This window comes from Sediminibacterium sp. (assembly GCF_019264485.1).
Classification (GTDB): Bacteria; Bacteroidota; Bacteroidia; order Chitinophagales; family Chitinophagaceae; genus Sediminibacterium.
In genome coordinates this window covers 70156-85908 of sequence record NZ_JAHVAA010000004.1, presented here as the reverse complement: position 1 = coordinate 85908, position 15753 = coordinate 70156, and the positions used below count along the sequence as shown (strand labels likewise).

Genomic DNA, 15753 nt, shown 5'->3' with positions numbered 1-15753 from the left:
AATATGTTGAAGAGGATCAGCAGCAGGGAGAACCTTGTGTCGGTAAATATGCTACTGATAGTGGTATTGTTTTTGTCTGCCTGTTCAGGAATAATGGGTAAAAAAAACAGGTTGCAATATGCTTCAAGTCCATACCTGCAGGAGCATGCTGATAATCCGGTAGACTGGTATGAATGGGGTGATGAAGCACTGAACAAAGCAAAGAATGAAAACAAACCCTTACTCATCAGTATAGGTTATGCATCCTGTCACTGGTGCCATGAAATGGAAAAAGAATCATTCATGGATACTGCTGTAGCCAGGATCATGAATGAAAAATTTGTCTGTATTAAGGTAGACCGCGAGGAAAGACCCGATATCGACAATATATACATGAACACGCTGCAGTTGATTACAGGTAATTCAGGCTGGCCACTCAATGCATTTGCATTACCGGATGGAAAACCATTTTTTGCCGGCACTTATTACACCAATAAAAACTGGAAGAGTTTATTACAAAGTATCAGTAAAGCCTATACCACACAGCGTAGTTTGGTAACAACTCAGGCCAATGCATTAGTGAATGGAATGACCGATGAAGAGTTTTCACTCATTAATCTGGCTCCCTCAACCGAAAAGCCTTTGATGCAGGAATACAGGGCTTTATTCGACAGTATTTATCAATCTGCTGACCTCAACAATGGAGGACTCAAAGGCACACAAAAATTTCCGGTTCCTGCATTATCTGAATTTCTGTTGCAACATTATTACCTGACAGGCGATCAGCGGGCTTTGCAGACCGTAAACACCAATCTGAAAAAAATGGCGCTGGGTGGCATCTATGATCATATTGGCGGCGGTTTTGCGCGATATACAACTGATAGCCTCTGGCGAATACCGCATTTTGAAAAAATGCTGTACGACAATGGACAGATGATCAGTTTATACGCACACGCTTATCAACTTACCAAAGATGAATGGTACAAACAGATATGTACCGAAACCATCGACTTTGTAGAAAAATCGATGTATGCACAGGGCGGTGGTTATTACAGCTCATTGAATGCCGATACTGAAGCGGGTGAAGGTGATTATTATTTGTGGACAAGAAAAGAGTGGATGAATGTATTGGGTGATGATCCCCTGCTTGCAGACTATTTCAACATTACAGAAAAGGGCAACTGGAAAAACGGTAAAAATATTGTCTATGCCGATAAGGCACCCGGCAGTTTTGCTATCAGCAAGCGGATCACAGCAGAAGAATTCAGACAAAGATTGGCAACGGGCAAAAAGAAATTATTGAGTGAGCGTTTGAGAAGAGAGAAACCAGCTATAGACACCAAAATTATTACATCATGGAACAGTATTTTGATAAAAGGATTGGTTGATGCCTATGCTGCTACCCAAAATGAGGACTATTTGAAAAAAGCAATTGCCTGCGCCTCTTTCATCGAAAAAAACCTGATCATGCAAGATGGCTCAGTGAAAAGAATTTATAAAGATGGTAAAGCCGCAATAGATGGCTTCCTGGACGACTATGCATGGACCGCTTCAGCATTTACCAGACTTTATGAATTGAGTTTTGATGAACACTGGCTGGCTACAGCAAAAAAAATAACCGATTTTGCTGCTACCCACTTTATGCATCCGCAGACAGGTTTGTTTTATTATACCCGCTCTAATTCGCAGGACCTGATTATGCGTAAAACTGCTTTATCGGATGATGATTTACCTGCTGCCAATGCTGTAATGGCCAAAGTATTGTACCAACTCGGAACAATTTACCTGGATACAGCATATACCAGTATCAGTATAAAAATGTCTGCGGCTGTAACTGCCCGTGTAAAGAAGCAATCGAGGTTCCATTTGCAATGGGTAAGTTTTGCCGGCTTACTGGCTGGTAAATCATATGAAGTGGTGATTATGGGTGCCGATGCCAGCTATGTCAGCCAACAGTTACAGTTATTTTATTTGCCTACCAGTATCATAATGGGTAATACAACAAAAGAAACACTGCCATTGATGCAACAAAAATATAAAGCAGGTAAGACCCTGATTTATGTATGTAGCAATCAACTGTGTAAAAGACCTGAAGAGGATCTGGTTAAAGCGCTTGATCAACTGATACAGTTTAAATAGATTGAAATATACAGCTGACTCTACTGAAACCTGATCACCTAACCGATAAAACAACAACCATGAAACCGGCCCTTATTTTTTCTTTTTTCCTGTTTAGCCTTACAGGTTTTACACAGGATATTATAAAGCCTGCATCAACAGGGTTTGATCTGGTAAAAGAAAACATACCACACGGGAAAATTGATTCGGTTACCTACGCTTCATCAACAGTAGGTAATGAAAGAAAAGTGCTGGTTTATACACCTCCCGGGTATTCAAAGAGTAAAAAATATCCCGTATTATATTTATTACATGGTATTGGCGGCGATGAGAAAGAGTGGTTCAATGGAGGTAAGCCGCATATTATATTGGACAATCTATACGGCGATGGAAAAATTGAGCCGATGATTGTGGTAATGCCTAACGGCAGAGCAATGAAAGATGACCGGGCTACAGGTAATATCATGGCACCGGATAAAGTACAGGCTTTTGCCAATTTTGAAAAAGACTTACTGGTTGATTTGATTCCATTTATTGAAAAGAACTATTCAACACTAACAGACAGAGAACATCGTGCTATTGCAGGCTTATCGATGGGTGGCGGACAGTCATTAAATTTTGGTTTGGGTAACCTGGACAAATTTGCCTGGATTGGCGGCTTCTCTTCAGCTCCAAATACCAAAACACCACAGGAACTACTACCTGATGTGGCAACAGCAAAGCAAAAAATAAAACTGCTTTACATGTCGTGTGGAGCCAGTGATGGACTGCTTAGGTTTAGTACAAGGCTGCATGAATATGCGAAGCAACAATCGCTGCCGCATATTTATTTTGTTGAACCCGGCGTTCATGATTTTAAAGTATGGAAAAACGGGTTGTATATGTTCTCACAATTACTGTTTAAACCTGTTGACACTTCCTCCTTCTCTAAATACCCGGTAGCAGGAGCACCAGCTGCTACCAATGTTCGAAATGCAGCCTATCCGCAAATACTTCCCGATAGTCGTGTCATCTTTAAAATGAAAGCGCCAGAAGCTAAAAAAGTTCAGGTAGACCTTGGCAAAAAGTACGACATGGTAAAAGATGCAGAAGGAAACTGGACTGTAACAACGGACTCAATTAGTGAAGGGTTTCATTACTATTCATTGCTGATAGATGAAGTGGCAGTAGCAGACCCCGCCAGCCAGACTTTTTATGGAATGGGGCGGATGGCAAGTGGAATTGAAATTCCTTTTGCCGGGGGCGATTATTATTCATTAAAAAATGTACCACATGGCGATGTAAGAATCAACCGGTATTTTTCAAGGGTAACCAATTCGTGGCGACAGATGTATGTTTATACACCACCAGGTTACGATTCAAGCATCCGGGATCAATACCCGGTTCTATACATTTTGCACGGTGGAGGAGAGGATCAGACAGGTTGGGCTTCTCAAGGCAAAACAGATTTAATCATGGACAACCTGGTAGCTGCAAAAAAAGCAAAACCGATGATCGTGGTAATGATGGATGGTAATTTGAGTAGCGGTGGTATCGGCGGCTTTGGGGAACAGGCATTGAAAAATTTTGAAAACGAACTCAAGCAGTCTGTGATTCCATTTGTAGAGAAGAACTACCGTACACTCAATACCAGTGAAAACAGAGCTTTAGCAGGGTTGTCGATGGGAGGTTTACAAACACTTTATGCGGGCGTTCGTAATTCTCCGATGTTTTCACACCTCGGTGTATTTAGCTCTGGTTGGTGGAGCAACCAGCCAGCCTTATCGAATCCTCAATACGATTTCATGAAAGAAAATGCAGCAACGATTAATAAGAACATCAAATCTTTCTGGGTAGCAATGAGTGGCAAAGAAGATATTGCTTACAACAATTGCAAGATCATGTTGGGTAAGTTTGATGAGATGGGAATAAAATATACCTACAGTGAATATCCCGGAGGACATACATGGCCGGTTTGGAGAAATAACCTTTTCAATTTTGCGCAGTTGTTGTTTAAATAAGCACGATTAAAAATTTGTGTATGATACCAAAGAGTATAATATCTGTAATGTTCCGCAATACGCTTATCCTGTTAACGGCCGGTTTAACGACGGTAGGTGCCGTATCGGCACAACAGAGTCTGTATGCGAATAGCTTTCCCTTGGCAGATGTACAAGTATCAGATACAAGGTTTAGTCATGCAAGAAATCTTAACATTCAAACACTGTTACAATACGATACCGATCGATTATTGGCAGGCTATAGAAAAGAAGCAGGCTTGCCAGCCAAGGCAGTTATCTATACAAACTGGGACGGACTCGATGGGCATGTTGGCGGGCACTATCTCTCTGCACTTGCTATGAATTATGCTGCAACAGGTAATACTGCTTGCCGTGACCGCATGTTGTATATGCTGGCAGAATTAAAAGCCTGTCAGGATGCGCACACAACCAATCATGCAGACTGGGGAAACGGTTATCTTGGTGCCGTACCCGGCAGTCAGAAAATTTGGAGTACATTGAAAAAGGGAGATCTCACAGCCCTGCGCAACGCATGGGTGCCATGGTACAATGTACATAAAATGTATGCCGGTCTTCGTGATGCCTGGCTATACACCGGAAATGAGTCTGCAAAAACAATGTTCCTAAATTTTTGTGCCTGGGGAATAAATGTCACAAATACACTTACTGATGAACAGATGGAGTCTATGCTTGATATTGAGTATGGAGGTATGAATGAAATATTTGCAGATGCTTATCAGATAACAGGGGAAGAAAAATATTTGCGAGCAGCCAAAAGATTTTCGCATCGCATGTTACTGAACGCAATGGGGCAGCGAAAAGATAATCTCGACAACAAACATGCGAATACACAGGTTCCGAAAGCCATCGGTTTTCAACGTATTGCTGAACTAACAAAAGAGGAACAGTATGTTACAGCCGGACAGTTTTTCTGGGAAACTGTAACGCAAAACAGAACCCTGGCATTTGGCGGAAACAGCAGACGAGAATTCTTTCCGAGTATAACTGCCAGTACAGATTTTATTACAGAAGTAGAAGGGCCGGAATCCTGCAATTCCTACAACATGTTAAGACTTTCAGCAGGCTTGTTTAGGGTTAGTAATGATGCACGGTATATGGATTATTATGAGCGCACAATCTATAATCATATTCTTTCTACACAACATCCTGAACATGGCGGATATGTGTATTTCACACCTGTAAGACCACGTCATTACCGCGTTTATTCAGCTCCCAATAAAGGCATGTGGTGTTGTGTGGGAAGTGGTATGGAGAATCATGGCAAATACAATGAACTGATATATACACACCAGAACGATTCATTGTATGTAAACCTGTTTATTTCATCATCGCTGCAATGGAAAGCAAAAAAAATTGAAATAGAACAGCAAACCCGTTTTCCTGAAGAAGAACAAACAGGTTTGGTGATCAAAGAGGGAAACAGCAAATTCACGATGATGATCCGATACCCTTCATGGGTAGCACCAAAAGCGTTGAAGATAAAAGTAAATGGTAAAACAGTTGCCCACAATGCCGGTCCTTCCTCATATATAGCTATTAATCGGATATGGAAGAAAGGAGATAAGGTAGAGATACAATTACCCATGCAGAACAGCATCGAGCAAATGCCGAATGTTTCCAATTATGTTGCACTGTTGCATGGCCCGATTGTTCTGGCAGCAAAAACGGGAACGGAAGAAATGAAAGGAATGGTAGCAGATGATAGTCGCTGGGGACATATAGCCAGTGGGAAGCGTTTGCCTGTTAATGAGGCGCCGGTACTGATAGCAAAAAATAAGTCAGCTATACTCAACAGTTTAACACCTGTAAAAAACAAACCATTGCATTATACTTTTTCCGGTCTGAAAATGGGAAATGCAGTGAGTCTTGAATTAGAGCCTTTTTATCAGCTACACGATGCGAGGTATATGTTGTACTGGATGATGCTTACTGATGGTGAATACAATTCTTATGTAGATTCTCTCAAGAAACAGGAAACAGTGAGACTGGCATTACAAAAAAGAACAGTGGATGTAATTATAGCCGGAGAACAGCAACCCGAAGCAGATCATTTAATACAACAAAGAAACACAGGAACAGGAAACCGCCTGGATGAATTCTGGCGCGAAGTAAGAAATGGAGGATCGCTCAGTTATCTCTTAACCACCAATCATGAAACAGCATTATCACTCAGGATTCGTTACTGGGGCGCAGAACGCGGGAGCAGAAAATTTGATATCTACATTGACGATCAGAAACTAATAACAGAAGACCTGACTGATAAGTGGAATGAGCAAACTTTTAAAGAAACAGAATACGCAATTCCGGATAGCCTGCTCAATAATAAAAAACAGATCAGCATCCGGTTTCAACCACTGCCGGGTAATACTGCGGGGGCATTTTATCAGATTCGGCTGGTGAGACAATAATAAACTAAGTATGAAAAAATGGTGGACCATATTTTTTTCTGTACTGGTTGTGCATGGGTTAGCGCAGCAACAAAACCTGAAGCTATGGTACCGGCAACCCGCAGGTGCAATCTGGGAGAATGCATTACCCATTGGTAACGGCAGGCTTGGTGCTATGGTATATGGTAACGTGAGTAGAGAAACCATCCAGCTAAATGAACACACATTGTGGAGTGGCAGCCCCAACAGAAATGATAACCAGATGGCACTTGATTCCCTGGGGGTGTTGAGACAGCTTATTTTCGATGGCAAGTATAAAGAAGCCGAAAGCCTGGCCAACAAAGTAATCATTACCAAAAAATCGCATGGACAGATGTTTCAGCCACTTGGCGATCTGCAGCTTGTTTTCGAGGGGCATGAACAATACACCGACTATTACCGCGAACTGGATATTGAAAAAGCATTGGCAAGAACAACCTACACTGTAAATGGAATTAATTATCGGAGAGAAGCAATGGCTTCGTTTACCGATCGGGTAATTGTTGTTCGTTTGAGTGCAGACAAAAAAGCAAGCATATCATTTACCACTTTTTTTAAAACACAGCAACCCAAAGCACTTACTACTACCACCAGTAACCAGGAACTCACCATTGCAGGCACCACAATGGATCATGAAACTGTGAAAGGATTACTGAAGTATAAGGGAATAGTTCGGATTAAAACAGAAGGTGGATCGATTCAAAGAAATGATACTTCTTTAACTATTACCAATGCAGATGCAGCTACCATTTATATTTCTATCGCTACCGGTTTTAATAATTATCAGGATATAAGTGGGGATGAAAATAAGCGGGCGGCAGACGATATGACAAAAGCATACGTGAAGCCATATAATACGATGGCAGCATCGCATATAAAATTTTATCAGCAATACTTTAACAGGGTAAAACTGAACCTTGGAAATACTGATGCAGCAAAGCTTCCTACAGACGAGCGGTTAAAAAATTTCAATCAGGTAAATGATCCGCAACTGGTAACACTATATTACCAATACGGACGTTACCTGCTCATCTGTTCATCGCAACCCGGCGGACAACCTGCTAATCTGCAAGGCATCTGGAACAATAAAATAAGACCACCCTGGGACAGTAAGTACACCATCAACATCAACGCAGAAATGAATTACTGGCCTGCAGAAAAAACCAATTTGGCTGAACTGCATGAACCTTTCTTGAAAATGGTAAGAGAGTTGTCTGAAACAGGCAAACAAACGGCCAGAGAAATGTATGGAGCAAGAGGTTGGGTAGCACATCATAATACAGATATATGGCGAACGAATGGTGCGGTTGATGGGGCATTGTGGGGCGTATGGAATGCCGCAGGAGGATGGATGAGCCAGCATTTATGGGAGCATTATCTCTACAGCGGTGATAAAAAATTTCTTGCATCAGCGTATCCGGTATTAAAAGCAGCAGCAATTTTTTATGTCGACTTTTTAGTGGCACATCCAAAAAAGAACTGGCTGGTCATCAATCCCGATATGTCGCCGGAAAATTCTCCTGCGGGTCATCAGGGTGCATCGATTGATGCCGGAACAACAATGACCAACCAGATTGTGTTTGATATTTTCAGTGCTACTATCAGCGCTGCGGGCATACTACAGACAGATAAAGCATTTGCAGATACACTTACCGCTTTGCGTAAACGATTGCCACCCATGCAAATTGGCCGGCATGGTCAGTTGCAGGAATGGCTGGATGATCTGGATGATCCGAAAGACAAACATAGACACATTTCTCATTTATACGGATTGTTTCCATCCAACCAGATTTCTCCTTACCGGAATCCTGAATTATACAGTGCGGCAAAAACAACATTAGTACAACGGGGCGATATATCTACCGGATGGAGTATGGGATGGAAAGTAAACTGGTGGGCAAGAATGCTTGATGGTAACCATGCGTATAAACTGATACAAAACCAGCTTACACCTGTTGGTACAGGTGAAGGAGGAACTTATAATAATCTTTTTGATGCACATCCTCCTTTTCAGATAGACGGCAATTTCGGATGTACATCAGGCATCACCGAAATGCTGATGCAAAGTGCAGATGGTGCGGTTCATATTTTGCCAGCCCTTCCGGATGTTTGGAAAGAAGAGGGAAGCATCAGCGGACTCAGAGCCATAGGTGGTTTTGAGATTGTAAACATGGAATGGAAAGCGGGAAAACTGGTTAGCCTGATCATCAGATCAAAACTGGGTGGCAATCTTCGTTTGAGAACTCCGAATGAAATGAAAACGGAAAGTGGAATTGAATTGAAAAAAGCAAAAGGAGAAAACAGCAATCCATTTTTCGAAACGAACATCATAACTAATCCACTTATTTCTCCTGAAGCAATTATTACTAAACCAGATCTGAAGCAAACATGGTTATATGATATTAATACAAGAAAAGGTGAATTGTATAAGTTAATTACCAAGGAATAAACTATTTAACACTAAAACATATCGCCCTTTATTCATCCTGAATTTAAAACAATGAAAAAGATTATTCTCACCAGTATTTCAGTAGTGATTGGTTTTGTGTCTTTCGCGCAAAACCCAATCATTAAACACATATTTACCGCCGATCCTTCACCTATTGTTTACAGAGACACATTGTTTCTGTACACGGGTCAGGATACTGCATCTGTAACAGCCACCAACTATAAAATGCCCGACTGGCGTTTATTTTCAACCACAGATATGGTGAACTGGAAGGATCATGGCAGCTTGCTTTCTCCGCATACATTTTCATGGGCAACGGGTGATGCCTATGCGGCACAATGCATCGAACGAAATGGTAAGTTCTATTGGTTTGTTTCTACATTTCATAAAAAAGACAGTAATAGCAATGGTGGAGCTGCTATCGGTGTAGCGGTTTCCGATCGTCCTACAGGTCCGTTCAAAGACGCTATTGGTAAAGCATTAATTACGAATGAAATGACCAAAGACAAACCACATGCCTGGGATGATATAGACCCAACTGTATTTATTGATGACGATAAACAGGCATACCTGTATTGGGGTAACGGTAGTTGTAAATGGGTGAAACTAAAAGAAAACATGATTGAAACCGAAGGACTGATTACCGTAGTGGATGTAAAAAATTTTATTGAAGGACCATGGTTATATAAACGTAAAGGATTGTATTACCTGGTATATGCAGGCAGAGGAACCAAACCCGAAATGATTGAATATGCTACTGCAAACAGTCCAACAGGTCCGTGGAATTATCAGGGCATTATTCAGGAGAACGTTCCTAACAGTTTTACCACACATCCGGGTATCATAGATTACAAAGGGAAATCTTATTTCTTTTACCATAATGGCACACTACCTACTGGCGGCAGTTACAGGCGTTCTGTTTGCGTAGATTATATGTACTATAATGAAGATGGTACGATTCAAAAAATTATTCAAACAAAAGAAGGTGTTAAACCTGTATCAAAATAAACAACAGATCATGCCGGTAAAATATACGATAATACCTAAAGTTTTGTTTATACAGTTACTGATCGTGTTGAATTGTAGTAATCAACTATCAGCACAGTCTGACAAAGCAATAAACCCAATCATATTTGCCGATGTTCCTGATGCTTCTATGATCAGAGTTGGGAATGCATACTACATGAGTAGTACCACCATGCACATGAGTCCGGGGGTACCCATCATGAAATCAACAGACCTTGTAAACTGGAAAATGATTGGTTATGCCTATGATACGCTGGCCAGTATAGATGAGTTGAATCTTACCAATGGTAAAAGCACTTATGGAAGAGGTTCATGGGCAAGTAGTATCCGCTACCATAAAGGAATATTTTATGTAACCACATTTGCACAAACAACCGGTAGAACTCATATCTATTCCACAAAAAATATTGAAAAAGGTCCATGGAAATCATGGTCATTCAAACCCAGTCTGCACGATCATTCATTGTTTTTTGATGATGATGGGAAAGTGTATATGCTTTATAGCAACCGTAAACTCATATTGGTTGAATTAAAAGATGATCTTACTGGCATAAAAGAGGGAGGGATTAACCAGGTAGTTATTGAAGATGTAACAGCACCAAGTCAGTCAGTTGGTAACAGCGGTTTGGGTGAAGGCTCGCAACTGTTCAAAGTAAAGGGTAAATATTATCTGTTTAATATCACCTGGCCACGTGGTGGAATGCGAACAGTGGTAATACATAGAGCAGATAAATTAACCGGACCATGGGAAGGCAAGCTGGCATTACAGGATTTGGGTGTGGCACAGGGAGGTTTAATTGATATGCCTGATGGAAGATGGTATTCATATCTTTTTCGCGATTATGGTGCTGTAGGACGTATTCCATACCTCGTACCCGTTGAATGGAAAGACGGATGGCCGGTGTTAGGAGTAGAAGGTAAAGTGCCGGCAACGCTCGATCTGCCTGCAGGTAAGGGACTGATACCGGGTATAGTGGCATCAGATGAGTTTACACAAAAAAAAGGAGAACCAGCTTTGCCATTAGCATGGCAGTGGAATCATAATCCCGATAATAATTTATGGTCTGTAACAGAAAGAAAGGGTTATCTGCGTTTGAAAACAGGGAGAATAGATACGAGCTTTTTACTCGCCCGTAATTCACTTACTCAAAGAACCATTGGTCCGGTTTGTACAGGTGCAACATCGCTTGACATAAGTAATATGAAAGAGGGTGATTTTGCAGGACTTGGTTTGTTACAAAAAAACTTCGGACAATTGGGTGTACAGGTAAACGGCAACCGGAAAGAACTTGTAATGATCAATGGCAGTTCAGGTAAACCGGTAGAAGAAGTAAGAATACCATTAACGCAGTCAACAGTATATCTGAAAGCGGAGTGCAATTTCACTAACAAAAAAGACATTGCCCATTTCTTCTATAGTCTGGATGGTAAAACATGGACGGCTATCGGAACACAACTTAAAATGGCTTATACCATTCCACAGTTTATAGGGTATCGTTTTGCTCTGTTCAACTATGCCACAAAAATTACAGGTGGTACTGCTGATTTCGATTTCTTTCATATTACCGATACTATTTCATCAATAAACAAATGACCGAAATGAAAAATTTACATAAAATAATAGCTGTGAAACACCCAGGTGTATTGCTGTTGATTTTTTTGGTTACAGTTTTGTCTAAACATGCTTTTTCACAAAATCCTTTTATACGTAATCAGTTTACAGCCGATCCTACTGCAAGGGTTTTTGGCGACCGGGTATATGTATATCCCTCACATGATATTCTTGCACAACCCGGTAAAGGAAGGGTTGGCTGGTTTTGCATGGAAGATTATCATGTTTTTTCTTCAGCCAATCTTACTGACTGGACCGATCATGGAATGATTGTGAGCCAGACTAAAGTACCATGGGCCAATCCAACAGGTTATAGTATGTGGGCACCCGATTGTATTGAACGTAATGGAAAATATTATTTCTATTTCCCCACACTCCCTAAAGATACAACGCTGTATGGCAGAAGTTTTGGTATTGGTGTGGCGGTATCGGACAATCCTGCAGGGCCATTTATTCCGGAGCCTGAACCCATAAAAGGGGTAAAGGGAATAGATCCGAATATATTTATTGACAAAGATGGACAGGCATACCTCTACTGGTCGCAGGGAAATATTTATGTGGCAAAACTGAAAGACAATATGAAAGAGCTGGCATCAGAAGTAGTAACCATTCCCAATTTGCCAACAAAAGGATTGAAAGAAGGGCCCTTTGTATTTGAAAGAAATGGTATTTACTATTTAACCTATCCACATGTAGAAAATAAAACAGAGCGGCTGGAATATGCGATTGGCGATAACCCGATGGGACCTTTTAAAGTTACAGGTGTTATCATGGATGAATCACCCACAGGCTGCTGGACCAATCATCATTCGATTATTCAGTATAAAAAACAGTGGTACCTTTTTTATCACCACAACGATTACTCACCCAAATTTGATAAAGCCAGATCAGTAAGGTTAGATAGTTTATCTTTTAATGCTGATGGTACTATTCAGAAAGTAATACCTACTTTAAGAGGAGCAGGTGTAACAAATGCAAGAACTGAAATTCAGATTGACAGGTATAGTAAAATTGACGAGCGGGCTTCAATAGCATTTCTGGATACTGCAGATACATTTAAAGGATGGAAGACCCAATTCAGAGAACCGGGTGCATGGGTGCAGTACAATACCGTTGATTTTGGTAGCCAACCCATTAAAAAAGTGATATTCAAAATGCTGGCAGAACAGGATGGTACCATTGAAATAAGAACGGGTAGCACAACAGGGCCTTTACTCAGCACAGTAATCATCCGCAAAACAAACCAGTGGATGATTGTCGGGTCAGACGATATTAAAAAAACAAGTGGTGTTCAAAACCTTTTCATGGTACTCAAAGAAGGTAAGGCACTTGAAATTGACTGGATTCGGTTTGAATAAAATAAAATCAGTAATGTTTATGAAAAAGAAAACCATGTTGCAGTTTGTTTTGGTAACAATAATGCTGTTGAATATTGAAGCATTTGCACAGACAGCAGCAGTACCCGGGCGTGAATTCAGGTACACCAACCCCATTACGCGCGACTCAGCTATTTCAATGCGCGATCATTTTATTATCAAGGCAAACAATAAATGGTACTGTGTAGGAACATCGGAACCTGTATGGACGGGGCCAAATCCCGGTGTCCGCTTATTGGTCTCTGAAGATCTCATTAACTGGAAACAACATTCCTTTCTGATCGATGCTGCTACATTACCGCCAGACTGCCCTTATAACGGACGGTTCTGGGCACCTGAAATACATTTCATTCAAAATAAATACTGGCTCATTGTTAACAGTGGGAAAGTAACAGCAGAAGATCCTAAAGGAATGAAGACACATAGTGTTTGGTTATTTTCATCTGATCAGGTAACAGGTCCATATAAACTGGTGAATGGACCGCTTACTCCGCAGTATAATAACGATGCCACTTTGTTTGAGGATGAAGACGGACAAACCTATCTCTATTGCAGCGGCAATGGATTATTTCAGGCAAAGATTGATTTGAAATCAGGCAAGCTGACAACCCCGATTGAAAAATTTCTGGATAAAAAACAACCCGGCTATCCTGAATGGATGGTCGGAGGAATAGAAGGACCTTTTGTGATTAAAAAAGAGGGCACTTATTTTATGTTCTTCTCAACCTGGACAAGAGGCTATGAAGTAGGATTACTAAAATCTAAATCGCCATTGGGACCCTGGGAACTTGTATCACGAGAACCCATATTCGGCACACGCAAAAAGGGATATCGCCCCGAACTGGCAAAAGGTGGAGGCTATGCACATCTTCAATTTCAGGATACCGAAGATCCCTATCAGGAAACAGGTCATAATGCATTATTTATTGGTCCGGATGGACAACTCTGGAGCTCCTGTCACTATTTTATGTATGAAAAAAGGCCATACCCATACAGCCAGACATTTTTACCCTGGGAGAAAACACCGCAAATGGGTTTTGAACCGGTGTATTATAAAGATGGAAGATTTTATATAAAGGGACCAACATGGACTGAGCAAATAATAAAATACTAACTACAATACGATCAGGTAATAGGTGAAATAATAAGACACTAACTATTTTTTCAATTTTCTGTTACGAAAATTGTTAAAGCAGTTTTGTTTTTACTATCCGTTAAGGAATGCGGGGTCCGCAAATAATATATTATGCGTACATTCAGTACAAGAAGTATACATGTATGAAATTCACAGGAGCCCTTATCAGTTTTCTGTTCATGTTGTTTTTTATAACAACAACCCATTCTGCAAATGCGCAGGAACAGCCGGATAAATATTTACAGCAAATGGTAGATAGCGTAAACCATTTGCTAAAAACAAGTCCGGATGGTCGTATTCAATACAAGCTATCGGTTTCGCTGAATGGTAATACAGCACTGCTGGATAGAGATCAATCGGGTTTCAGGTTTAATCTTTTTAAGTTGAAAAGAGGAAGAATAAGAGATAATGATGCAGGGGTTGAATTTGTTCCGGAAGCAGTGGGCAGTATAACCACCAATAAGTATATTTTTTTTAATACTCCAGAGGATGACCGCATTGCTCTTATTAAGTTTACAGCAACAGGGGAGGAGATGGTAAAAAAAATACATGCTATACTATTGCGTATCAGGGCATATGTTTTTGAGATGGCGCGTTAATTGTCAGAACGTGTAAGAGTTCTCCATTTACAGGCTACTTAGTATCTTGTTGATCGAAGTATTTCAACTTTATGTACGATCTCTGTTGCATAGGCCATCTCACACATGATAAAATTGTAACACCCGACCATACCGTACATATGGCCGGTGGAACTTCATTTTATTTTTCGCATGCTGTTAAATCATTGCCTGTCCATTATCATTTAATAACTGCACTGGCAAAAGAAGATGATGTATTTGTGGATGAACTGAAAAATGCAGGCATTGAAACAACTGTTTTGGCCAGTACACATACTGTTTATTTTGAGAATATCTACCCTGATAAAAGTGATAACAGGATACAAAAAGTATTACATAAAGCAGATCCTTTTCAGATACAAGAACTCCAGAATGTTCGGTCGAAATACATTCATCTTGGTCCGCTACTGGCAAACGATATCTCAATAGACCTGATTCAACACCTTGCAAAAAATGCAACAGTATCATTGGATGTACAGGGGTATTTGCGGGAAGTGAAAAACGAATCAGTAATACCCACAGACTGGAACGACAAACAAAAAGCACTGCCCTATATATCCATCCTTAAAGCCAGCGAAACAGAGGCAGAGACATTAACGGGTGATACAAAGATGGAAACGGCTGCAAAAAGATTATTCGACTGGGGTGTAAAAGAAGTAGTCATTACATCAGGCAGTAAAGGATCATTGATCTATGATGGAAAAAAGTTGTATAAAATACCAGCCTACAAACCAACCATTACAAAAGATGCAACAGGCTGTGGCGATACTTATATGGCAGGCTACCTGTATCAACGTTTGAAAGAAGCAGACATTGCTTATGCAGGCGCATTTGGCGCCGCCATGGCCGCTATAAAAATTGCCGCTTCCGGACCATTCAACGATACAGAAGCAGCAATCCAAAAAGTAATAACAGCAAATGATATCCTGTAAACGACTCTGCGAAACCTCTGTTAACTTCTTTCTCTGCGGTGAACATTCGAGTAAATTTACCG

Annotated in this window: 10 protein-coding genes; all 10 read left to right on the top strand. The window is 40.7% G+C overall.

Annotation, left to right across the window (positions count from 1 at the left end; genetic code table 11):
- The first annotated feature begins 3 nt into the window (after positions 1–3).
- The 10 genes from KXJ59_RS01830 to KXJ59_RS01785 all read left to right on the top strand — a co-directional run bounded on the left by KXJ59_RS01830 (position 4) and on the right by KXJ59_RS01785 (position 15691).
- On the top strand, positions 4–2118 hold the full coding sequence (locus KXJ59_RS01830; protein ID WP_295200487.1) for a thioredoxin domain-containing protein: 2115 nt from the start codon (positions 4–6) through the stop codon (positions 2116–2118).
- A 59-nt stretch (positions 2119–2177) separates the two neighbouring features.
- Positions 2178–4097: an alpha/beta hydrolase-fold protein gene (locus KXJ59_RS01825; RefSeq protein WP_295200485.1), complete on the top strand. Its 1920-nt coding sequence runs from the start codon at positions 2178–2180 to the stop codon at positions 4095–4097.
- A 20-nt stretch (positions 4098–4117) separates the two neighbouring features.
- Positions 4118–6526, top strand: coding sequence for a beta-L-arabinofuranosidase domain-containing protein (locus tag KXJ59_RS01820; protein WP_295200483.1), 2409 nt, complete (start codon positions 4118–4120; stop codon positions 6524–6526).
- A gap of 10 nt (positions 6527–6536) precedes the next feature.
- Complete coding sequence (locus tag KXJ59_RS01815; RefSeq protein ID WP_295200481.1) at positions 6537–8993, top strand: glycoside hydrolase family 95 protein; 2457 nt, start codon at positions 6537–6539, stop codon at positions 8991–8993.
- 51 nt (positions 8994–9044) lie between these two features.
- A complete protein-coding gene (locus KXJ59_RS01810; protein WP_295200479.1) occupies positions 9045–10001 on the top strand; it encodes a glycoside hydrolase family 43 protein in 957 nt (318 codons plus the stop codon).
- 10 nt (positions 10002–10011) lie between these two features.
- The gene (locus KXJ59_RS01805; protein WP_295200478.1) at positions 10012–11613 is read left to right on the top strand and encodes a glycoside hydrolase 43 family protein; all 1602 of its coding nucleotides are present in this window, start codon (positions 10012–10014) and stop codon (positions 11611–11613) included.
- 5 nt (positions 11614–11618) lie between these two features.
- Positions 11619–12989, top strand: coding sequence for a family 43 glycosylhydrolase (locus KXJ59_RS01800; protein ID WP_295200476.1), 1371 nt, complete (start codon positions 11619–11621; stop codon positions 12987–12989).
- Between the two features lie 19 nt (positions 12990–13008).
- Positions 13009–14121, top strand: coding sequence for a family 43 glycosylhydrolase (locus KXJ59_RS01795; RefSeq protein ID WP_295200475.1), 1113 nt, complete (start codon positions 13009–13011; stop codon positions 14119–14121).
- A gap of 164 nt (positions 14122–14285) precedes the next feature.
- Positions 14286–14741 carry a hypothetical protein gene (locus tag KXJ59_RS01790; RefSeq protein WP_295200473.1) on the top strand — a complete coding sequence of 152 codons (456 nt, stop codon included), beginning with the start codon at positions 14286–14288 and terminating at the stop codon, positions 14739–14741.
- Between the two features lie 71 nt (positions 14742–14812).
- Positions 14813–15691, top strand: coding sequence for a PfkB family carbohydrate kinase (locus tag KXJ59_RS01785; RefSeq protein ID WP_295200471.1), 879 nt, complete (start codon positions 14813–14815; stop codon positions 15689–15691).
- Positions 15692–15753: the final 62 nt, after the last annotated feature.

Bases quoted from the DNA above. Each gene is read 5' to 3' on its own strand.
- KXJ59_RS01830 (WP_295200487.1), top strand. From the start codon at position 4: ATGTTGAAGAGGATCAGCAGCAGGGAGAACCTTGTGTCGGTAAATATG.
- KXJ59_RS01825 (WP_295200485.1), top strand. From the start codon at position 2,178: ATGAAACCGGCCCTTATTTTTTCTTTTTTCCTGTTTAGCCTTACAGGT.
- KXJ59_RS01820 (WP_295200483.1), top strand. From the start codon at position 4,118: ATGATACCAAAGAGTATAATATCTGTAATGTTCCGCAATACGCTTATC.
- KXJ59_RS01815 (WP_295200481.1), top strand. From the start codon at position 6,537: ATGAAAAAATGGTGGACCATATTTTTTTCTGTACTGGTTGTGCATGGG.
- KXJ59_RS01810 (WP_295200479.1), top strand. From the start codon at position 9,045: ATGAAAAAGATTATTCTCACCAGTATTTCAGTAGTGATTGGTTTTGTG.
- KXJ59_RS01805 (WP_295200478.1), top strand. From the start codon at position 10,012: ATGCCGGTAAAATATACGATAATACCTAAAGTTTTGTTTATACAGTTA.
- KXJ59_RS01800 (WP_295200476.1), top strand. From the start codon at position 11,619: ATGAAAAATTTACATAAAATAATAGCTGTGAAACACCCAGGTGTATTG.
- KXJ59_RS01795 (WP_295200475.1), top strand. From the start codon at position 13,009: ATGAAAAAGAAAACCATGTTGCAGTTTGTTTTGGTAACAATAATGCTG.
- KXJ59_RS01790 (WP_295200473.1), top strand. From the start codon at position 14,286: ATGAAATTCACAGGAGCCCTTATCAGTTTTCTGTTCATGTTGTTTTTT.
- KXJ59_RS01785 (WP_295200471.1), top strand. From the start codon at position 14,813: ATGTACGATCTCTGTTGCATAGGCCATCTCACACATGATAAAATTGTA.